The 19,816-nt window shown below is 40.4% G+C and carries 22 protein-coding genes; 16 read left to right on the top strand and 6 right to left on the bottom strand.

The window, feature by feature from the left end; all coding sequences use genetic code 11:
* Window positions 1–101 precede the first annotated feature (101 nt).
* The 15 genes from JU57_RS10950 to JU57_RS10880 all read left to right on the top strand — a co-directional run bounded on the left by JU57_RS10950 (window position 102) and on the right by JU57_RS10880 (window position 12,192).
* Window positions 102–512, top strand: a complete 411-nt coding sequence (locus tag JU57_RS10950) for a hypothetical protein (protein WP_037960919.1) — start codon at window positions 102–104, stop codon at window positions 510–512.
* Window positions 513–1,181, top strand: a complete 669-nt coding sequence (locus JU57_RS10945) for a 16S rRNA (uracil(1498)-N(3))-methyltransferase (protein ID WP_037960917.1) — start codon at window positions 513–515, stop codon at window positions 1,179–1,181.
* Window positions 1,182–1,278: 97 nt separating this feature from the next.
* Window positions 1,279–1,479, top strand: a complete 201-nt coding sequence (gene rpmE / locus JU57_RS10940) for a 50S ribosomal protein L31 (RefSeq protein ID WP_025343427.1) — start codon at window positions 1,279–1,281, stop codon at window positions 1,477–1,479.
* Window positions 1,480–1,491: 12 nt separating this feature from the next.
* A complete protein-coding gene (rsmI, locus tag JU57_RS10935) occupies window positions 1,492–2,304 on the top strand; it encodes a 16S rRNA (cytidine(1402)-2'-O)-methyltransferase (protein WP_037960915.1) in 813 nt (270 codons plus the stop codon).
* A 91-nt stretch (window positions 2,305–2,395) separates the two neighbouring features.
* A complete protein-coding gene (rlmB, locus tag JU57_RS10930) occupies window positions 2,396–3,079 on the top strand; it encodes a 23S rRNA (guanosine(2251)-2'-O)-methyltransferase RlmB (RefSeq protein WP_037960913.1) in 684 nt (227 codons plus the stop codon).
* On the top strand, window positions 3,072–3,998 hold the full coding sequence (locus JU57_RS10925) for a hypothetical protein (protein WP_037960911.1): 927 nt from the start codon (window positions 3,072–3,074) through the stop codon (window positions 3,996–3,998). Before rlmB ends, JU57_RS10925 begins: the two co-directional genes overlap by 8 nt.
* The gene (locus JU57_RS10920; RefSeq protein WP_037960910.1) at window positions 3,995–4,810 is read left to right on the top strand and encodes a hypothetical protein; all 816 of its coding nucleotides are present in this window, start codon (window positions 3,995–3,997) and stop codon (window positions 4,808–4,810) included. Before JU57_RS10925 ends, JU57_RS10920 begins: the two co-directional genes overlap by 4 nt.
* 13 nt (window positions 4,811–4,823) lie before the next feature.
* Window positions 4,824–6,035, top strand: a complete 1,212-nt coding sequence (locus JU57_RS10915) for an LL-diaminopimelate aminotransferase (RefSeq protein ID WP_037960907.1) — start codon at window positions 4,824–4,826, stop codon at window positions 6,033–6,035.
* Window positions 6,036–6,038: 3 nt separating this feature from the next.
* Window positions 6,039–7,310 carry a homoserine dehydrogenase gene (locus JU57_RS10910; protein ID WP_037960905.1) on the top strand — a complete coding sequence of 424 codons (1,272 nt, stop codon included), beginning with the start codon at window positions 6,039–6,041 and terminating at the stop codon, window positions 7,308–7,310.
* Window positions 7,311–7,637 (top strand): YraN family protein, encoded by a 327-nt coding sequence (locus JU57_RS10905; protein WP_037960903.1) that lies wholly within the window; start codon window positions 7,311–7,313, stop codon window positions 7,635–7,637. It abuts the gene before it with no gap.
* Window positions 7,638–7,722: 85 nt separating this feature from the next.
* Complete coding sequence (trxA, locus tag JU57_RS10900; RefSeq protein WP_037960902.1) at window positions 7,723–8,040, top strand: thioredoxin; 318 nt, start codon at window positions 7,723–7,725, stop codon at window positions 8,038–8,040.
* A 127-nt stretch (window positions 8,041–8,167) separates the two neighbouring features.
* Window positions 8,168–9,100 carry a thioredoxin-disulfide reductase gene (gene trxB, locus JU57_RS10895; RefSeq protein WP_037960900.1) on the top strand — a complete coding sequence of 311 codons (933 nt, stop codon included), beginning with the start codon at window positions 8,168–8,170 and terminating at the stop codon, window positions 9,098–9,100.
* 15 nt (window positions 9,101–9,115) lie between these two features.
* On the top strand, window positions 9,116–9,883 hold the full coding sequence (gene dapB / locus JU57_RS10890) for a 4-hydroxy-tetrahydrodipicolinate reductase (RefSeq protein WP_037960896.1): 768 nt from the start codon (window positions 9,116–9,118) through the stop codon (window positions 9,881–9,883).
* Between the two features lie 18 nt (window positions 9,884–9,901).
* Window positions 9,902–11,239, top strand: coding sequence for an amidophosphoribosyltransferase (purF, locus tag JU57_RS10885; RefSeq protein ID WP_037960894.1), 1,338 nt, complete (start codon window positions 9,902–9,904; stop codon window positions 11,237–11,239).
* On the top strand, window positions 11,239–12,192 hold the full coding sequence (locus JU57_RS10880) for a TIGR01212 family radical SAM protein (protein WP_037960892.1): 954 nt from the start codon (window positions 11,239–11,241) through the stop codon (window positions 12,190–12,192). Before purF ends, JU57_RS10880 begins: the two co-directional genes overlap by 1 nt.
* A 9-nt stretch (window positions 12,193–12,201) precedes the next feature.
* Here the strand turns inward: JU57_RS10880 and JU57_RS10875 are convergent, their stop codons facing one another.
* From JU57_RS10875 to JU57_RS10855, 5 genes are all read right to left on the bottom strand, one after another.
* Entirely contained in the window at window positions 12,202–12,744 is a 543-nt protein-coding gene (locus tag JU57_RS10875; RefSeq protein ID WP_037960890.1) for a DUF2393 family protein, read from the bottom strand.
* A 10-nt stretch (window positions 12,745–12,754) separates the two neighbouring features.
* Window positions 12,755–13,291, bottom strand: coding sequence for a DUF2393 family protein (locus tag JU57_RS10870; RefSeq protein ID WP_037960888.1), 537 nt, complete (start codon window positions 13,289–13,291; stop codon window positions 12,755–12,757).
* Window positions 13,281–13,964: a bifunctional phosphoribosyl-AMP cyclohydrolase/phosphoribosyl-ATP diphosphatase HisIE gene (gene hisIE / locus JU57_RS10865; protein ID WP_037960884.1), complete on the bottom strand. Its 684-nt coding sequence runs from the start codon at window positions 13,962–13,964 to the stop codon at window positions 13,281–13,283. Before hisIE ends, JU57_RS10870 begins: the two co-directional genes overlap by 11 nt.
* On the bottom strand, window positions 13,961–15,055 hold the full coding sequence (locus JU57_RS10860; RefSeq protein WP_037960876.1) for a prohibitin family protein: 1,095 nt from the start codon (window positions 15,053–15,055) through the stop codon (window positions 13,961–13,963). The genes hisIE and JU57_RS10860 overlap by 4 nt, the downstream gene beginning before the upstream one ends.
* Before the next feature lie 101 nt (window positions 15,056–15,156).
* Window positions 15,157–16,071: a branched-chain amino acid transaminase gene (locus JU57_RS10855; RefSeq protein ID WP_037960871.1), complete on the bottom strand. Its 915-nt coding sequence runs from the start codon at window positions 16,069–16,071 to the stop codon at window positions 15,157–15,159.
* Between the two features lie 241 nt (window positions 16,072–16,312).
* On the opposite strand from JU57_RS10855, the gene bcp reads away from it, so the two are divergent.
* Entirely contained in the window at window positions 16,313–16,777 is a 465-nt protein-coding gene (gene bcp, locus JU57_RS10850) for a thioredoxin-dependent thiol peroxidase (protein WP_037960864.1), read from the top strand.
* Window positions 16,778–16,821: 44 nt separating this feature from the next.
* On the opposite strand, the gene JU57_RS10845 is transcribed toward bcp, so the two are convergent.
* On the bottom strand, window positions 16,822–19,686 hold the full coding sequence (locus JU57_RS10845; protein WP_294877171.1) for a DUF748 domain-containing protein: 2,865 nt from the start codon (window positions 19,684–19,686) through the stop codon (window positions 16,822–16,824).
* Window positions 19,687–19,816: the final 130 nt, after the last annotated feature.

Raw genomic sequence — 19,816 nt, 5'->3', positions numbered from 1 at the left:
GACTCAATTTTGAGTTTCAAAAATTAACGTACTCTAAGCAAACTCTTTATCTTTTCAAGGGTTATGAAAGAAGTCTATTATTTTTTAAAGGATTTTTCATTATGGAAGAACTGATCCAACTATCGAGTCAACTGCATTTGGTTTTCATCATCCTTTTAGTCGTACTGATCGCCCTTAATCTCTATTTGCTCACAAGTGACAAAACATTTCTCAAGCTCTCCAAAAGACTTGAACTCATCGCCCCTCAATACTACATTGTGCTCTCCGCCATCTTTTTCACCGGCATTATCGTCATGGCAGTGCGTCAATTTACCTTTTCGCTTTCGGTGTGGGTGATGATTGTCGTTTGGGTTGGCATTGTCGCTTTTGGAATCAGAGGGCATAAAATGTACAAAAGATTGGAGCGAACCGAAGCGTCTCAAAGCGCTTACAAACGCTATGCCATTAAAAAATACACGCTTGATTTACTGGCACTCGCTCTTACCAGTGCGCTTTTTTATACGGTACATTAAATGCAATTTGTCTATCATCCCAGTGCCGGTGAGCCAATCCTTAAAGTAGATACGAGAGAGTACGAACATCTTTTTAAAGTGCGTCGCATCAGTGTGGGGGAGAAGCTTTTTTGGCGTAATTTGGAAGATGCTTTTATCTATGCGTATGAAATTACCCAGATTGGTAAAAAAGAGGCTGAACTAGCATTGGTTTCCCAAAAAGAGTTGCTCCTAGTGCCTTCAAACGTTTTACATGTAGGCTGGAGTATCATCGATCCTAAGATCATTGAAAAGACACTTCCGATGCTCAATGAACTCGGTGTTTCTAAGATCAGTTTTGTCTATGCCGAATTTTCACAAAAAGGGCATAAGCTCGATTTGGAGCGCATGAAGCGCATTTTGATTAACTCTTCCCAACAGTGTGGACGAAGTCTGCTAATGCAGATCGAAGTGTTTGCTTCGCTTCAAACCTACTTAGATGCGTATCCGAAAAGTCATGTCTTGGACTTTTCAGAGGTCCAATTACGTGGTGATGAAGCCGTTAGTTCAATTTTGATTGGACCAGAGGGTGGATTTAGTCCAAAAGAGCGAATCGTGCTTCAAAATCAGCCGATTGTGGGTCTTACATGTAAGACTATTTTACGAAGTGAGACGGCTGTGGTGGCTGCGGCTTCCAAAATATTGGCATGACTTGAAATAATGAATCTTTTGTGCTATAATTTGCACCCTTTGGCAAGACGCGCCAAATAATAGATTTTATTTTTATGAACAATTAAGGAAAAGCATTATGAAAAAAGATATTCATCCAGAATATGTACCATGCGTTGTAACATGCGCATGTGGAAATAGTTTCGAGACTATGTCCAACAAAGCCGAGTTAAGAATTGATATTTGCAGCTCATGCCATCCGTTCTTCACGGGCAGTGAGAAGATCGTAGATGCTGCAGGTCGTGTTGAGAAATTTAAGAAAAAATACAGCTTAAAATAGTTCTTAAACCCATTGATCTATTTCATTCCTACCCCTATAGGAAACTTAGATGACATCTCCGTTAGAAGTCTTAAACTTTTAGCGGAGTGCAAAACCCTTTTCTGCGAAGACACCAGAATCACCAAAAGACTTCTCTCCCTCCTTGCTCAAAGACATAACGTAACGTTTCAGATCCAAAATTTTATCTCCATGCACTCACACAACGAAGAGGCTGTTTTATCTACCATTGATAAAAAAATCTTTGAAGAGCATGTAGGCTATCTCAGTGATGCAGGCATGCCCGGTATTAGCGATCCAGGAGCTGCATTGGTGCGTTTTTGCCAAGCAAATGCCCTAGCGTATGAAATTCTCCCAGGAGCGAATGCGGCTTTACTTGCCTATGTCACCAGCGGTATTAAAACCCATCAATTTTTGTTTTATGGCTTTTTATCGCACAAAGGAATGGACCGTCAAAACGAGCTGTTTGAAGTGTTGAACTCCCCTTACGCCGTCATTGTGTATGAATCGCCTCACCGGATTGAAAAATTGATCGAAGAGCTCGCCCAGTTTGCTCCCAATCGTCCAATATTTGCGATCAAAGAGGCAACCAAATTGTATGAAAAACGTTTTTTTGGAACCGCACTTGAAGTGCAACAAGCATCCAAAACGGCGAATCTTAAAGGTGAATGGGTTGTGGTGATTACGCCTGAAATAAAGCACGGTGGCGAAGCCATTACCAAAGAAGATTTGATCGATCTTGACCTTCTTCCCAAACAAAAAGCCAAACTGCTTTCTAAACTCACGGGTGAGAGCATCAAAGAGTGGTATACGAAACTTCAAAATTAATGTCCCTATTTTGTTACATGTAAACTTCTAAAGAAGGTATTTTAGATTTAAGCTAGTATTATTTTAAGCCAGTTTGGATACAATAATTGCCATGATAATCTATGGAAAACAACTCTTTTTACATCTGTTAAATCACTATCCTTCAAGGATTGAAACGGTCTTCTTACCCAAGAAGTGTGACACCAAGCTCTTCTCGCAGATTGCGCGTGTTACGCAAAAGATCTGCACCATTGATGAGCGAAAAGCACAAGCACTGTGTCATGGGGGAAACCATCAAGGCTTTATTGCTGAGATTAAGGATCTTGAACTTGTTTCGTTTAATGAGATCAAGCATGGCTCGTTTTTAGTCATTTTGGATGAAGTAACCGATGTGGGAAATATTGGTGCTATTGTACGTAGTGCGTATGCCTTTGGTGCAGATGGCTTGATTTTAAGTGGTATGAAAACATGCAATTTAGAAGCCATTTTACGTACCAGCAGTGCAGCAGCGTTTGAATTGCCCATTGCATTGTGCCCTTCAACACGTGATATGCTCAATGAACTCAAACAAATAGGGTTTACACTCTATGGTGCGGACATGAGTGGTGTTGATGTGAAAGAGGTCACCTTCGCAGCCAAACGGGCGTTGATTATGGGAAGTGAAGGCAAGGGCTTGTCTCCTAAAGTAAAAGAGCGATTAGACACAATGGTTTCAATCAAAATGGCAAGAGCATTTGACTCTTTAAATGTGAGTGCAGCAGCTGCGGTACTGTGTGATAGGATTGCCAATGGATAAGGATATTAAGGTCTTAGAAAAGATTGGTTTGCAAGAGGTTTGCAAAAGAACGCACATTGAAGTCAAGCAACTTGAATATATGATCAACAATCAATATGACAAGCTCAACAAAATCAACACATTGGGTTTTGTTAAAATTATTTCACGTGAGTACAAGCTTGATTTAACCGATTGGCTTGAAGGCTTTTATGATTATTGGTCAGAGCACAGCGTTGAAGAGGATTCCCATAAAGATAAAATTTTTATTCGCGCTAAAAGTGATCGTGCTTCTAAAAAAGGGGCATGGCTCTTTTTGTTCATCTTTCTAGTAGCAGGTCTCTTTGGTGTGATCTCTATCTTCAAAGGCGAGATTAATATCGATCTTATGGCTCTGTTGGATAAAGCAAAAATCGAAACCAATCAGACCAGTGCGTTTCAAAGTGCACCTGTTGTTCAAGAAGCCGCGACATCCTTGGGCGTCAAAGTAGAAGAGCGTGTTGTTGAAACCAACAGTAGCAACAGCACCGTCGAAGCTGTTGTGGTTAGTATTGATGAGAATTTAACACGTAAAGCAGAAGGAAACGACAGTAATGCGTCCAGTACTATACCGCTTCCAATGCTTCCAGAATCGAACACAACTTTGATCAATACCGTGTCTCAAAACAGTGCAATCATTATGCCAACAAAACGCATTTGGATCGGCCGTGTTAATCTTGATACCTTTAGTCGTCAAGAGAGTACCAATGACCAAAATATGACCATTGATTTAACGAAGCACCAAATCATCAAAACCGGGAATGGCTTTTTCAAACTCTCCTACGATGGAAGTGTGGAAGACTTTAGCGAACAAGGATCAACCCGTTTCTTAGTGGAAAATGGTGTGATGAAAAAAATCTCTGAAGAGAAATTTATAGAGCTCAATCGAGGCAAAAACTGGTGAAAAAATTATGGCTTATTCTCATCCTTTCACTCTCTTTATTTGGAGCGCAGAGCCTTCAAGAGAAGATTCGAAGTTTTGTGGGTGCTTCAAAATACGAAACACAAAAAAATCTTATTCAAGTACTTTTTGCACAAAATAGCACCTTTGTTAAACCCAATGGTGAAGTGGACAGTGTTAAAGTAATCTCAACGCTTAAAAAAAATGGGCTACTGCAACTCTTGTATGATAGACCCGTACAGTTACGTTTAGCGTTTCGTACGCACAGTGATCCACTGATTTTTCTCAAAATTGTCAATGAATCCCTTGAAGCAATGGGGTATAACTATTTTTTAACAAACAATGCCTTGCGCGATAGTGCGGGTTTTGTATGGGAGATTTACCTTCAAACCGAGCATATCGTTGATCCCGAAGCCTTCGCGAATGCCCTTGAGGCTAGAGGATGCACTGTAACGAATATCGTAAAAAATGAAGACCATTACTGGTTTTATGACATCGATTCAAGCAACGCTTATCTGGGCGCCAAAAAGATAGAAAGTGGTGTGACAACACCCTTAGGCAAGCCTTTAAAGCCCTATTGGATTGATGTAAAAAATATGAGAGAGGTCACCATAACGGTTCACGCAGGTGATCGTTGGTTCCCCGATGTTGTCTTTTTTGATGAGAATTTGCATCTACTCAGTGATGTTAAATCGGAAGAATCGACACGAACGCTGAAGCTAAAAGTTCCTAGCAATGCCACGTATTTGAAGATTGGCGATGCTTTTATGCTTGAGAATATAAAACATGGATTATCTTTACATGTAAAAGAGTGATAGGAGAATAAAGATGTTTGATGAGATTAGATTTAATACGATTGATAGATTACCAGGGTATGTTTTTGCCGAAATTAATGAGTTAAAATTAGCTGCACGCCATGCAGGTGATGATATTATCGACTTTTCGATGGGCAATCCCGATGGAAGAACCCCACAGCATATTATTGACAAGCTAGTAGAGTCTGCTCAAAAAGATGGCACTCATGGCTATTCTGTGAGCAAGGGTATTTACAAATTACGATTGGCCATTTGCAATTGGTATGCACGTAAATACGGTGTTACGCTTGATCCTAACACCGAAGCGGTTGCAACATTAGGCAGTAAAGAGGGATTTGTACATTTAGCCCAAGCGATTATGAATCCAGGGGATGTTGCCGTTGTGCCTGATCCTGCGTATCCGATTCATGCTTATGCGTTTATGATTGCAGGCGGAAATGTTCATAAATTTAGCCTCGATTATGATGAAAAATATGTCTTGGATAAAGAGCTCTTTTTTGCAAAACTTAAAAAAGTGTTTAAAGAATCAGCGCCAAAACCAAAATTTGTTGTCGTCAATTTTCCACATAACCCCACCTGTGTGACCACCGATGTCTCGTTTTACGAAGAGTTAGTTGCGTATGCTAAAGAGGAGCGCTTTTACATCATCAGCGATATTGCGTATGCAGATTTATCGTTTGATGGCTATGAGACACCTTCCATTTTTCAAGTCGAGGGTGCAAAAGATGTAGCAGTTGAGTGCTATACGCTTTCCAAAAGTTACAATATGGCAGGCTGGCGTGTTGGTTTTGTTGTTGGCAATAAAAAACTGGTGGGCGCACTTCAAAAAATCAAATCATGGTTTGATTATGGTATGTTTACGCCAATTCAAGTCGCTTCAACCGTGGCACTGGATGGTCCACAAGAATGTGTCGATGAAATCCGTGCAACTTATCAAAAACGTCGTGATGTTTTAGTAGAGAGCTTTAACAATGCAGGTTGGCCAATGGAAAAACCACAATCAACGATGTTTGTGTGGGCGAAAATTCCTAAAGTTGCAGTACATTTAGGCAGTATGGAGTTTGCAAAACAGCTGCTTCAAGAGGCAAAAATTGCTGTGAGCCCTGGTATTGGTTTTGGCGAGAGTGGGGATGGTTATGTGAGAATTGCTCTTATCGAAAATGAGAACAGAATCCGCCAAGCAGCACGTAATATTAAGAAGTATTTGAAGAGTTTAGAAGGTTAAAGAATGATCAGAGTTGGAATTATAGGCGTAGGAACCGTTGGTAGCCACGTTGTTAAAATTTTACAAGAGAATGAAGACATTATCACAGCGCGCAGTGGCAAAAAAATTGTTCCTATTATCGGTGTCGTTAAAGATGTAAGCAAAAAAAGGGATGCGAACATCCCTTTGAGCAGTGATGTCAATGACGTTTTAGACAATCCCGAAGTCGATGTTGTGGTTGAACTCATGGGTGGCGTGGATGAAGCGTATAAAATTGTCACGCGTGCACTCAAAAACAAAAAAGCCGTTGTCACCGCCAATAAAGCACTTTTGGCGTATCACCGCTATGAATTACGCGATCTTGCTGGCGATACTCCGATAGGCTATGAAGCCAGTGTGGCGGGTGGAATTCCAATTATTAAAGCATTGCGTGAGGGGTTAAGTGCCAATCACATTGAAGCCATTAAAGGCATTATGAATGGTACATGTAATTTCATTTTGACCAAAATGATGAATGAAAAAGCAGAATTTGCAGATGTTTTAAGAGAAGCGCAAGCGCTAGGATATGCAGAAGCCGATCCAACGTTTGATGTCGGTGGATTTGATGCGGCGCATAAACTGCTTATTTTAGCCAGCATCGCCTATGGCATTGATGTGAAACCTGAAGAGATTTTGATCGAAGGTATTGAGCATATCAACAGTGAAGACATCTATTTTGCCAAAGAGTTTGGGTACAACATCAAATTGCTAACGATTGCAAAGAAAAGTGGTGATCAAGTCGAGCTGCGCGTGCATCCTGCCCTTGTACCTATTAAGCAGATGATTGCTAAAGTGGATGGTGTGATGAATGGCATCAGCGTTATCGGTGATCGCGTTGGTGAGACGATGTATTATGGACCAGGCGCTGGGGGAAGTGCTACGGCGAGTGCCGTTGTCTCAGACCTCATTGACATTGCACGTCATACGCAAAACTCACCGATGCTTGGATTTATCAAACCGCTTGAGAAAAGTGGATTGACACTGATGAATCGGGATGATATTTGCACACAGTATTACATTCGTGTCACGGTGGAAGATAAAATTGGTGTTCTCTCTAAAATCTCTGAGATTTTGGGAAGACACTCTATCTCCATCAGCAGTTTTTTACAAAAACAAGATGTGAAAAAAGAGGAGCGAGCGGTATTGCTTTTCTCAACCCATACCTGTAAAGAGAGTGATATTCAAAAAGCACTCCACGAGCTTAGCCAATTAGAATTTGTTGAGCTTAAGCCTGCAATGATTCGTATCGAGTCGTAAATGAGTGTGATGATAGGAAAAGAGGCCGAAGAGAAGGCTTCTTCCTATCTCAAAAAAGAGGGACATGCGATCCTCGCACGCAATTTTCACTCGAAATTTGGCGAGATAGATATTATTACATGTAAAGAGAATACCCTTCATTTTTGCGAAGTGAAATTTTCACAAATATACGATCCCATTACGCGTATCACCCCTTCTAAAATGGCAAAAATCATCAAAACAATTCACTATTATTTGCTAACGCACCCCAATTCATATGATTATCAAATTGATGCTATTTTGGTGACACCCGAAACTATTGAAATAATAAAAAATATTAGTTACTAAAAAAATAACTTTATCCACTATGGTAATTTTAAAGTTAGAGTGAGTATAATTGATCATCTATAAAATAACGTTTTAGGGGAAAAAGATGGGAAAATATTTAGAGTTGAACGCATCAAATTTTGATAGTACCGTAGCAGAGGGCGTAGCCTTAGTAGACTTTTGGGCACCTTGGTGTGGACCTTGTCGTATGATCGCTCCTGTGATTGATGAATTAGCAGGTGATTTTGAAGGCAAAGCAAAAATTTGCAAAGTCAATACGGATGAAGAGCAAGATGTTGCGATCAAATATGGTATCAGATCTATTCCAACAATCCTTTTCTTTAAAAATGGTGAGTTAGTAGATCAAATGATTGGTGCATCATCAAAACAAGTTTTAGCGGATAAAATTAATTCACTTCTTTAATTAAAATTTTGCAAGGGAGTTTAACGACTTCCTTGACTACGTTACCTCTTTTGCACCATAAACATGATCTATACGAGTATGTATACAACGTGTCATTCGGTCATTCTAAAAAAGATAAGGAAAAATGATGTTAGATCTAGCAATTATTGGCGGCGGCCCAGCAGGTCTTAGTGCCGGATTGTACGCAACACGCGGTGGTTTAAAAAATGTGGTGATGTTTGAAAAAGGACTCCCTGGTGGACAGATTACCAGTAGTAGTGAAATCGAGAATTATCCAGGGAGTGCAGAAATACTCAGTGGTTTAGACTTTATGGCACCTTGGTCAGAACAGTGTATGCGCTTTGGTCTTAAACATGCAATGGATGAAGTAACTCGTATCTCTAAAAATGCGGATGGTAGCTTTACAATAGCATTAGCGGGTGGCAAAAGTGAACTGGCGAAAAGCGTGATTGTGTGTACAGGAAGTACACCTAAAAAAGCTAAGTTCGAAGGTGAAGCTGAGTTTTTTGGAAAAGGGGTAAGCACCTGCGCGACCTGTGATGGCTTTTTTTATAAAAACAAAGAAGTTGTAGCCCTAGGTGGCGGTGACACTGCTCTTGAAGAGGCGCTTTATCTCTCCCATATCTGCTCAAAAGTTTATCTTGTTCACAGACGTGATACGTTTAGAGCCAGCCCAAGTACCATCGAAAAAGTTAAAAATAACCCAAAAATTGAACTTATTTTAAATGCGACAGTGAAAAAAGCGTATGGTGACAAAATGGGCTTAAATGGCATTATTGTCGTTGATGCTGAAGGCAAAGAGCGTGATATTGCGGTTCCTGGTGTCTTTGTCTTTGTTGGAATGAATGTCAACAATGCAATTTTAAAACAAGACGATGGTAGCTTTTTATGCGATATGGATGAAAACGGCAATGTGGTGGTTGATCTTAATATGCACACCTCTGTCAAAGGACTTTTTGCGGCAGGTGATTTAAGAATTAAAGCTTCAAAGCAAGTCGTCTGTGCTGCAGGTGATGGCGCAACGGCAGGCATTCAAGCCTTAGAATATGTGAACCATTAAGAAGGAAAGATGCGAATGATAGATGTTGGAATCCATGGCTCAACCGGTAGGGTAGGCAGATTACTGATTGAAAACCTCATTAAAGATAAAGAGGCAAGACCCCATGTTTTGCATGCACTGGAAGATTTTAACTTTACGCTTCCCAAAGAAGTGATTGTCACGGATGATGTTGAAGAACTGTTACAAAAAAGTGCGGTTGTCATTGACTTTACCATTGCTATGGGGTGTGAAACGCTGCTTGAAAATGCACTGAAACATCCTACTCCTCTCGTCATTGGCACTACAGGGCTGAATGAACATCAACAAAATCTCTTAAAAGAAGCGGCGAACAATATGCCTATTCTTTACTCAACGAATATGTCCTTAGGGGTAGCCGTACTCAACCGTTTGGTAGAACTTGCTTCTAAAAGCCTGAGTGATTTTGACATCGAAATCGTAGAACAACACCACCGTTTTAAAAAAGATGCACCCAGTGGTACGGCATTAACCCTTGGAGAGCATGCTGCACGTGGACGAGGTCTTAATTTAGATGATGTACGTGTCAGTGGTCGTAATGGTCTTATTGGCGAGCGCACTAAAGATGAGATTGCTATCATGGCACTTCGTGGGGGTGACATTGTAGGTCGCCATACGGTAGGATTTTACAATGATGGCGAATTTATTGAAATGAACCATACTGCAACCAGTCGTGATACCTTTGCCAAAGGCGCTATCAAAGCCGCAAAGTGGATCATCAATCAACCCAATGGTCTTTATACCATTAGTGACTGTTTAGGTCTTTAAAAAAGGTGATATGAACTTATGTGTGCAATTGTTGGTGTATTTGATGTAAAACATGCTTCTAAGATAGCCTATTATGCTCTGTTCGCGATGCAACATCGTGGGCAAGAAGCAACAGGAATCAGTGCCAGTGATGGCAAGAAAATTCGAACGATTAAGGACAATGGATTAGTGACCGAAGTCTTTAACGAAGAGAAACTCTCGTTTCTACATGGCGATATGGCAATCGGTCATAACCGTTATTCCACCGCAGGAGGTGACTCTGTAAGAGACGCACAACCTGTTGCTGCTAGTTATAAACTGGGCGATATTTCGATTGTTCATAATGGAAATTTGATCAATAAGCATGAAGTACGAAGTAAACTGGTAGAGCAAGGTGCTATTTTCCAATCTTCGATGGATACCGAAAATATCATTCATCTCATTGCTCGTTCTCAACAAGGTAAACTTAAAGATCGTATCATTGAAGCGTTACATGTAATCAAGGGAGCATATTGTCTTTTGATTCAAAGTAGATCCAAAATGTTTGCAATTCGTGATCGTTACGGTGTCCGTCCTTTATCCATTGGCAAAATGAAAGAGGGTGGTTACATCGTTGCAAGTGAGACATGTGCGCTTGATCTTGTGGATGCGGAGTTTGTAAGAGATGTTAGACCCGGTGAGATGGTTATTTTCCAGCAAGGTAAAGAGACCTTTGAAAGCATTCAACTTTTTGAGCCCGATCCACACATTTGTGCGTTTGAATTTATCTATTTTGCACGTCCTGATAGCGTCATTGAAGGTAAAAACGTTTATGCAGCACGCAAAAAAATGGGTATGAAGCTCGCAGAACTGGCTCCCGTAGAAGCTGATTTTGTGATCCCTGTTCCCGATAGTGGCGTGAGTGCGGCGTTAGGATACGCACAAGCCAGCGGTATTCCTTTTGAAATGGCGATTGTTCGAAATCATTACGTTGGAAGAACGTTCATTGAGCCAACCCAAGCTGTACGTGATCTCAAAGTAAAACTCAAACTCTCTCCAATTCATAAAATTTTAGAAGGTAAAAAAATCGTTGTGATTGATGATAGTATCGTAAGAGGCACCACGTCACGCCAGATTGTAAAATTACTCAAACGTGCAGGTGCGGCTGAGGTACATATGCGTATCGCGGCTCCGACAATTGAGCATCCGTGTTTGTATGGCATTGATACCCCAAGCTATAAAGAGCTCATTAGTGCCAATAAAAGTGTTGAAGAGGTCAGAGAGTATATTGAAGCAGATTCATTGGCTTTTTTAAGCATTGAAGCGCTTAAAGAGAGTATTGGCAACGATATGAACTATTCACTGGTTAGCTTTGATGGAAACTACTTTATTAAATAATGCGCGAGATTTTAACCGCAGGGCGGTACTTTAGGAGAAAATTTGGGGAGAAAGTGTATAAAATCCCCATCTCTATCTCTGGATTTACCTGCCCGAACATCGATGGTACAGTTGCACGCGGTGGATGTATTTTTTGTGAAAATGAATCGTTTAGCCCCAATTTAGAGCACAATCAACCCAAGCGATTTTTTCTTAATCCCACTTCTGAAAACCCTTACATAGACTTTCAACTCATTCAGTTAGAAGCACAGTATAAGAAGACCAAAAAAGTACTGGCTAAAAAATTTGGCGCTCAAAAATTTATCATCTATTTTCAATCCTTTACCAACACCTACGCCCCACTTGCGACACTGCAAGCACTCTACACCAAAGCGCTTAGTTTTGAAGGAGTTGTTGGCCTTAGTATTGGCACGCGTACCGATAGCATCAACGAAGAGGTACTTGCGTATTTGGCTAAGCTTTCCAAAGAGCATGAAATTTGGGTGGAATATGGGGTACAATCTTCATCCGATGAGACACTTAAACGCATCAACCGTGGGCATGATAGTGGTAATATTGAGAAATATATCGCTTTAACGCATCGGTATGGACTTAAGATGTGTGCCCATGTGATTTTTGGACTCCCTGGTGAAACGCCTGAAATGGCGCTGGAAAGTGTGAAGTTTGCCCTTCGACTTGGTGTTCACTCATTTAAATTTCACCCTTTGTATGTTGTCAAACGAACAGCCTTAGCGAATGATTTTAAAAAAGGAGAGTTCTTCCCTATTTCAGAAGAGTGCTACATTCAAACGCTGGTTGAAGCGATCAAGCTTTTGCCCAAAGAGGTGATGTTACAACGTGTGAGTGCAGGCATTGAAGATGAGACACTGCTTGCTCCCGCTTGGTGTTATACCAAATATCAGCAGATGTTTAATATTCGTCAAGCCTTAAAAAAAGAGGGGTTGGCTTACTAACGTAACGGATCAGTGACAGAAAAGCTCGTAGCGTGTATAGGGTTTTGTATAAGAGGGAGGATAACGCATAAAGACAGTGAAGTTACGCATCTCACCTTTATGTAAATTCTCAGCAATTACAAATTCTTTGGTTGTCTCAACACTATGACTCTCTTCTCCCCAATTAAACAGGTTATCGAATGCAGATTTTGGAACAAAACTGATGCCTTCTGTGCCTGCTCGCTCAAATGATTCATTGGAAATCTTGACTTCTAAGACACATGTTCCTATTTTAAAATTACCAATATTGCGAATTTGTCCTGAGATAGAAAATGATTCATTAATCAAGACTTTTTTCTGTACTATATTTTCAAGTCGTGCAATTTTGGTCAATTTATCAAGACCATAAATAGTAAAGGCTGCAAAAATAAGCGTAATAAAAAATGCAGTGAGGATAGGTGGATAAAGGGAAGATTTGCCATCATGGTTGCGAATCGTTACGATGATGACCAAAACTAAGAGTAAAAAAATAACAATCATAGCAAACCAATGGAGTAGGGTAAAATAAGTCATCTATACTCCTTTAATAGCATTCTGCTTTAAGTGACGCATTCACATCGCCACTGTAAACAAAATCATCGAAGACACTTTGGAATTCCATGACTCCTTCTTTAAGAAGAGCTTGTTTTACTAGTATCGACTGATTCGCGATCGGTTTTAATGTGTTGATAAATGCTTTAAGCCCTTCTGTATTGCTCTGTTTGAAAACAGTAGTATGTACTAAACAGAGCGAAAAGTCTTTATTGGAATGGTTGTAAATAAATCCTTCAACAATCAAAGAATCCGAAAAAGTCAATTTTTTTACCATACTGATCTCCGTTGTGGTTGCTCGTGTGATTTCGCTGAGCTTGAGTTTGATAAAAAAAGGTGAAACTACAAGAAGGATCAGTGCAATAATAATCATAAAAAGTGAGGCAACGGAGGATTTCTTGGCAATTAAACTTGCCAAGATAATCAATGCTAAAAAGGTAAAAAGGAGCCATCCAAATGCCAAATAATCATAAAGACCAAAATGTTTCACATAGGTCAATAGTGATAATTTAAGGGCATCAATGTTCATTGCGGCTATTTTTCTCCTCCATTCCACTCAGACCAAAGCGTCTCTCAAGCTCTTTGGAAATAAGTGATGGATGAATATTTTTAGCGCCGAGTGCTACAAGGGCGTGGAACATAAGGTCAGCTGCTTCATAGACAATCTCTTTACTATCACCATCTTTACATGCAAAACAAAATTCGCCCGCTTCTTCCAAAACTTTTTTCAAAATGCTGTTATCTCCTTTGTGAAGGAGTGACGCCACATAAGAACTTTTAGGATCAGCCTGTTTACGTTCTTGAATAATATGGTAAATTTTATCGGTGATTGAATACGCTTCAATAGTGATTTCAGGCTCTTTAGGTGTTTCCTCAACGTCTATGCGGTTAAAGAAGCATGACATGCGCCCCGTATGACACGCAACACCCTCTTGCTCCACTTTGAGCAATAAGGTATCGCTATCGCAATCTAAATAGGCTTCTTTAACGTGTTGCAAGTGTCCACTCGTTTCACCCTTTTTCCAGAGGCTTTGGCGGCTTCTGGAATAGTAGTGTGCAAGTCCTGTTTGCAGTGTTAATACAAGCGCTTCTTGGTTCATGTAAGCGAGCATCAGTACTTCACCACTCGTTACATCTTGTACGATGACAGGCAGAAGCGGTGAAGCATTCCAATCGATGGAATTTAAAAGTGTTGAACTCATTTGCTTATACTGACTGCTTTTTGGCTATCTTTCGTATCAACCCAAATATTGGGCACGGCACCACCAGGTGTTAGGAAAATTTTGGCATCTTTATTTTCACGAAGAGCTTCATTAAACTTTCCTTGCACTTCAATTTGTCTAAGTGTCAAAAGAGGTGTTGAGATACTGTCGCTGATTTTTTTGTTGGCATACGCATCCGCTTCTGCTTCAATTTTAATCGCATTGGCTTGACCTTGCGCGTTAATCTCTCTCGCTTTGGCTTGACCTTCTGCCTCAGCGGCACGTTTTAGAGCTTGTTGGTTAGCGATTTCAACTTCATACCGTGTTCGCTCTACCTCTTGTTTCGCTACTTGAACACGTTCAATTTGCTCTTTAATTTTCACCGGTAAAACAATTTCACGAAGTTGCATGGTTAGGAGTTCAACAGGTTGACCCGGTTGTGCATCAATCGCTTTACGGATTCCTTCTTCAATGTTAACCGCAATTTCATTACGTTTTTGAGGAAGTTCCTCAGCGTTAAACTTACCAATAACGGCACGTGTGACATCTCGAACGACGGGATTGATGATTTTATCTTCCCATGACATACCCCATGTTGCAATCGTTTGTGGTGCTGTGGTTGGCTCTAACTTGTATTGAACCGTGAGTTCAATCGAAACTGGAAGACCTCTTGCATCAAGAACGGAGATCGCAGCATTGCGTTTAATGCCTGAACCTCTTTGCATCACTTCACCCAAATCTTCTGTGGATGAATAGTTCATAATACGCACTTTCGTATCAACAATGAAAACTTGTTGAATAAACGGAATGAAAAGGTGAAAACCTGGTTCCATCGGCGTTGATTCAAATTTACCTGCGGTGGCTTTAATCCCCATTTCACCTGAGTTAATAATCACAAAAGGCTTTGCAATAACGGCAATAATGATAATGGCGATAAGCACATAGATAACCCCTGCTTTTTTACCAAGGTTTTTTAAAAAATCAGGAGGTTCGATATTAAAAGGTGTGCGATTGTCATTATCGCCTCCACCGTTGCTCCCACTTCCTCCACCGTTTTTCTTTTTAAAATAATCGTTTAAATCTGCTGGCATAGTTTTCCTTTAGTTCAATTTTAAATACGGTTTTTTAGCTTTGCTAAAAAACCTACGTTGGCCGCTATGGCGCTAAAGCTTGCCTCTTTCGAGGCAGAAATTTAGATATAGGTTAAGAGATGTTTGTATTTTGGATTGCGTCCGTAGACAACATCAAAATAGGCATCTTGAAGCTGTTTGGTTACAGGCCCTCGTTTTCCATCTCCAATGCTATAATTATCGATGTCTTTAATCGGTGTCACTTCAGCAGCGGTCCCTGTAAAGAAGGACTCATCTGCAATATACGCCTCATCACGTGTAATGCGTCTGCGTTCAACCGGGATACCCGCTTCACGAGCAAGATCTAAAACAGTAGCTTGTGTAATGCTTTCAAGGGATGTGTCATTAGGAGGCGTAATTAAAACGCCGTTTCTCACGATAAAGAAACATTCACCACTGCCTTCGGCGATAAATCCATCTTCATCAAGTAATAAAGCCTCTTCGTAACCTGCTTCTAAAGCTTCGTATTTTGCCATTTGTGAATTAAGGTAATTTGCCGCTGCTTTTGCTTTACCCATGGTTGAACTCACAGGGTTACGTGTAAACGAAGAGATTTTCACGCGAATACCGTTTTCAATGCCATCATCGCCAAGGTAACTGCCCCATTGCCATGCGGCAATCGCTGTATTAACCGGTGCTTGAACGTGGTTTAGTCCCATAATGCCATATCCTAGATAGATAAGAGGTCTAATATAGACATTGGACGTAAAGTTATTGGATCTTAGTACTTCAATGTGTGCAGCTTCGAGTTCTTCAAGGGAATAGGTTGCTTTAATACGGGTGATTTTGGCAGAATTGAGCAAGCGTTTGGTGTGCTCTCTGAGCTTAAAAATCGCTAAACCGTTTTCGGTCATGTAAGCACGTGTGCCTTCAAAAACACCGTTACCATAGTGAAGCGTATGGGTTAAAATATGTATTTTTGCATCATCCCATGCAACGAGTTTACCATCCATCCAAATGTAGTGTGCTTTATCCATTTTCTACCTTCTTAAAAGTCTTTTCTAAAGAGTTACTATGGTATCCAAAAATTAATTAAAGATAGTTTTAGTATGAAACGTTGCTTTGCATGTAAAGATAATTTCTTTATACCAAGAAGAGCGATTGCTGAGCTAGAAGCGGATGGCACTGGAAAAAAAGACCACGTTTTGTCCTCTTGGATGAGACATCTGAGATACAATCTGTGGTAATATGCTGAAAAATATCTATAAAGGAATGTATATGTTAAGCATAGGCGATAAAGCTCCAGATCTTAGTCTTCCCAATCAAGACAATGTTGAAATTTCCCTGCGAGACTTGGAGGGTAAATGGATTGTCCTTTACTTCTACCCAAAAGATAGCACACCTGGATGTACCACAGAAGCGTGCGATTTTACAGCGGCACTGCCAAGTTTTGAAGGATTAAATGCGGTTGTTTTAGGCGTGAGCCCTGATAGTACCATGTCGCATCAAAAGTTCATAGCCAAACAAAAATTGGAGATAACACTGCTTTCGGATGTCAGCACTGAAGTGGCACAAAGCTATGGAGTTTGGCAGCTCAAAAAGTTTTGTGGCAAAGAATATATGGGCATCGTGCGCTCAACCTTTTTGATTGATCCAAGCGGAAAAATTGCCAAAGTATGGTCAAATGTTAAGGTGAAAGATCATGCAAGTGACGTCAAAAAAGCCTTGGAAGCACTGAGTTAACGTGGGAGCGTGGGGGGCTCCAAAATGGAACCCCCCCACGGCACTTAATTACTGATGGAAATCGGACATCCCACCCACTCTTCACGAATGGCATCACTGGTTTGAGGCTCATTTTTGATCAATCTTTCAGGTGCTATTTTATACTTTGTCGTCAAGGTTTGAATGATGGTATCGGAGCGTTTCAACGCTAAGTTTTGAAGCACTTCGGGTGCAATCGTGATACCTTCTGCAATCTTAGAGATCAAAGCATCGTGAATGGCACCCATATCTAGATTTTCCTCTTTATAGGTTTTCAGTAAATGATCGTAGGCATCATCTGAGTATTTTTGAAGGAAAAGTTTTTTGATCGCTTTGCCATAACTATCATCTTCTTTGCTTTTTTTAGGAATCAATGCTTCGATTTGCGCTGTAACATTTTGCTCTTGAAGCGCTTTGGTATCGAGGGTTTCATTGAAGCTTGGCGTAATGATAAGCTTGAGTTCCGCTCTTTTGTCTAAAATCAGACGATACTGCTCTATCTTTTCCTCTTCGGAGGCAATCAATGCAAATTCACCCGCCGCAAAATCGATACTTTTAAGATTTTCTGTCTCAATTCCTAGTATAGAGCCTAAAAGTTTAAATGGAGAGGTCGCGATGCTTCCGATGAGGTTTTCAATCGCTTTCCATATAATGCTTCCATAACGAAATTCAGGGTCATTTAGATCGCCACTGACGGGAAGGTCAAGGTCGATTTGTCCTTTGGAATCTTTTAAAATAGCGATGGCAAGTCCTAAAGGAAGATTGGTTGCATCTTTGCTTTCGATCTTTTCACCCAACAGTAGTGAGTCAAGGTTGATTTTATTGGCACCTTCCATAACCCCTTTTTTGATTTTATAATTTAGATCCATAGAGAGTTTCCCCTCTTTGATGGTATAGCCTATGAATTTGCTCGTATACGGCGAAAGAGAAGGCATATCGATGTTTTTAAAGAGAATTTTAAGCGTGGCTCTATTTTTAAAATCAAATGGTAAAACAGATCCATCAATCTTTGCATAGCCATATTTATCGACTTTTCCTTCGAGTTTAAGCACGGAAGGCTTCGTATTTTTGGTATCAAGGGTTGACATTGATCCATTGAGGCGATCTGCAAAGGTTGCAAAAGGGAGAAGTAAGGAAGCATCTTTAAAATGGGTTGTTCCTCGCTTAAGCGTAACATCACCAATATAAATCGACATCGCATCTTGTGTCGTTTGAGACTTTTGTGTTTTTGCAGGCGTTTGTGGGGTCTTTAAAAGATTGGAAAAATTGGTGGTGCCATCTTTTTTGATGTCAAGATTGATATACGGTTTATCCAGCATGATCTTTTGAATGCTAAGTGTTGCAGGCGAGAGCGTGTAAGCGATGCTGCTCACATTAAGCGTTTCCCATGCCACAAGTGAGTTTTTTAATTTATCCGCAAGTGAAAATTTCGAGATGGTTGCATCTCCTTCGATTTTGAACATTGGCTTTTGATCAAACGAAGCGGTGAGCTTAGAGGTGAGCGATAAGGAACCGTCTTGAATAAGTGTTGTTGTAAAAAGCGTGATGTAGGGTTGCGCTTTTTCTAAAGAGAGTTTAGAGGCATTCATCACCATCTCAAGCGAAGCCGTCGCAGGGATAAAAATACCTTTTGCATTTAAAGATGCGGTGGAATCTATGGTGCTGTTAAAATCATAACTAATAGGGCTGTTTTGATCGTGTGTGATGTTTTGAGCAGTCAATTTTAAAGGCGCCAAGTGGATAGGCGTGCTTTTGACATTTTTATCGGTAACATCGATAGATGCTTCATGGATTTCGAACGTTTTGAGTGCAAATTTCCACTCATTTTTACTCTCTTGCGTGGCAGGCGTTGGTGCTTCTGGCTGCGCTAGTGCACCTTTAGGCGTAAACAGACGCACTAAATTTAGTGCATAATCTTTTTCCAATTGGACGTCCACAAAAGGCTTGGTAATCATAGCTTTTTCGATGTTAATCGTAGAAGTCTGCAAGTCAAAATCAATATTCGCAAGACTTAAAGAAGGTACTTCAATAACCGTTTTGTTTGCATCATCGATTAAGCGAACACGCTCTAAAGAAGCGGAGGCTTTTTCTAAAGAGACCAATGGTTTTTCTTTACTTAAATCAATGGAAAAAGGAACTCTAAGGGTAAGCTCGCCTTGGGTAAGGGTTGCTGGCATACTTGGTAGGGCGTATCGCCAAAAGTTTGAAAGCGGAAGGTGTGCAACGTTTAGTTCACCATAAAATTTGAGTGGATCAAAAGAAGCACTGCTTGCAAGCGAGATTTTCTCTTCATTTTGCAACATCACTTTAAGTGCGTGAATACTTAGATCGTCTTTGTAAAAACTAAGATTGTTGACCGCATAATTGATAGGGCCGATTTCGAGTTTAAAAGGCTCACTGGGGCGTTCATCACTAAAGTTGGTTTTCGCATTTTGGATGTCAACATGTTCGATGATAAAAGGCATGCTTAGGCTCGTATCTGTGGTTGCATTCTTTTCGCTCGAAGGGTTTGTTGGAAACAGGCTCAGGAGTGTCAAATTCCCTTTTGGATCGATTTTAAGGTCAACAAAGGGTTGCTCAAGCAGGAGTGATTTGACAAAAAACTCTTTTTTGAAAAGATAGGTTGGATCGTAATTGATGTAAAGATGTTCCAACGTTGCAACATCGTTTCCTGCCGTATCGTGCAGTGCAAAATGGTTTACATGTAACTCAAAGGTGAAGGGATTAAACAACACTTTTTCAATCGAAATGGATAGACCTAATTTCTCTTGTATGAGGCTAGGAAGTTGTGTACGTGCCCACCATGGAAGGATGACGAAACCACTTAACGTGTAGAGTAAAGGAAGAAAAATCAACCAGAACAGTAGATTTTTGAGACACTTTTTGATCATAGTATCCTCCTTCTATGGTAAATTTATTATACTACAACCCAAACTGCTAGTTGCGAAGAAGGGTCTAAAAATTGCTTGAGACTCCATAAAAAGCCGTGGGAGGCGAGATTATGGAGCGAGATATTATAAC

This window comes from Sulfurospirillum sp. SCADC (assembly GCF_000743525.1).
In the GTDB taxonomy this organism is placed as follows: Bacteria; Campylobacterota; Campylobacteria; order Campylobacterales; family Sulfurospirillaceae; genus Sulfurospirillum.
The sequence above is the reverse complement of the archived record's forward strand: the minus strand, read 5'-3'. Positions and strand labels throughout refer to the sequence as shown.

Excerpts from the sequence above, each read along its gene's own strand:
- JU57_RS10945 (WP_037960917.1), top strand. The coding sequence starts at position 513 with ATGCAATTTGTCTATCATCCCAGTGCCGGTGAGCCAATCCTTAAAGTA.
- JU57_RS10905 (WP_037960903.1), top strand. The coding sequence starts at position 7,311 with ATGAGTGTGATGATAGGAAAAGAGGCCGAAGAGAAGGCTTCTTCCTAT.
- trxB (WP_037960900.1), top strand. The coding sequence starts at position 8,168 with ATGTTAGATCTAGCAATTATTGGCGGCGGCCCAGCAGGTCTTAGTGCC.
- rpmE (WP_025343427.1), top strand. The coding sequence starts at position 1,279 with ATGAAAAAAGATATTCATCCAGAATATGTACCATGCGTTGTAACATGC.
- trxA (WP_037960902.1), top strand. The coding sequence starts at position 7,723 with ATGGGAAAATATTTAGAGTTGAACGCATCAAATTTTGATAGTACCGTA.
- rlmB (WP_037960913.1), top strand. The coding sequence starts at position 2,396 with ATGATAATCTATGGAAAACAACTCTTTTTACATCTGTTAAATCACTAT.
- JU57_RS10915 (WP_037960907.1), top strand. The coding sequence starts at position 4,824 with ATGTTTGATGAGATTAGATTTAATACGATTGATAGATTACCAGGGTAT.
- JU57_RS10870 (WP_037960888.1), bottom strand. The coding sequence starts at position 13,291 with ATGAACATTGATGCCCTTAAATTATCACTATTGACCTATGTGAAACAT.
- bcp (WP_037960864.1), top strand. The coding sequence starts at position 16,313 with ATGTTAAGCATAGGCGATAAAGCTCCAGATCTTAGTCTTCCCAATCAA.
- JU57_RS10845 (WP_294877171.1), bottom strand. The coding sequence starts at position 19,686 with ATGATCAAAAAGTGTCTCAAAAATCTACTGTTCTGGTTGATTTTTCTT.
- JU57_RS10860 (WP_037960876.1), bottom strand. The coding sequence starts at position 15,055 with ATGCCAGCAGATTTAAACGATTATTTTAAAAAGAAAAACGGTGGAGGA.
- JU57_RS10875 (WP_037960890.1), bottom strand. The coding sequence starts at position 12,744 with ATGACTTATTTTACCCTACTCCATTGGTTTGCTATGATTGTTATTTTT.
- JU57_RS10925 (WP_037960911.1), top strand. The coding sequence starts at position 3,072 with ATGGATAAGGATATTAAGGTCTTAGAAAAGATTGGTTTGCAAGAGGTT.
- JU57_RS10910 (WP_037960905.1), top strand. The coding sequence starts at position 6,039 with ATGATCAGAGTTGGAATTATAGGCGTAGGAACCGTTGGTAGCCACGTT.
- dapB (WP_037960896.1), top strand. The coding sequence starts at position 9,116 with ATGATAGATGTTGGAATCCATGGCTCAACCGGTAGGGTAGGCAGATTA.
- JU57_RS10880 (WP_037960892.1), top strand. The coding sequence starts at position 11,239 with ATGCGCGAGATTTTAACCGCAGGGCGGTACTTTAGGAGAAAATTTGGG.
- JU57_RS10855 (WP_037960871.1), bottom strand. The coding sequence starts at position 16,071 with ATGGATAAAGCACACTACATTTGGATGGATGGTAAACTCGTTGCATGG.
- purF (WP_037960894.1), top strand. The coding sequence starts at position 9,902 with ATGTGTGCAATTGTTGGTGTATTTGATGTAAAACATGCTTCTAAGATA.
- JU57_RS10950 (WP_037960919.1), top strand. The coding sequence starts at position 102 with ATGGAAGAACTGATCCAACTATCGAGTCAACTGCATTTGGTTTTCATC.
- hisIE (WP_037960884.1), bottom strand. The coding sequence starts at position 13,964 with ATGAGTTCAACACTTTTAAATTCCATCGATTGGAATGCTTCACCGCTT.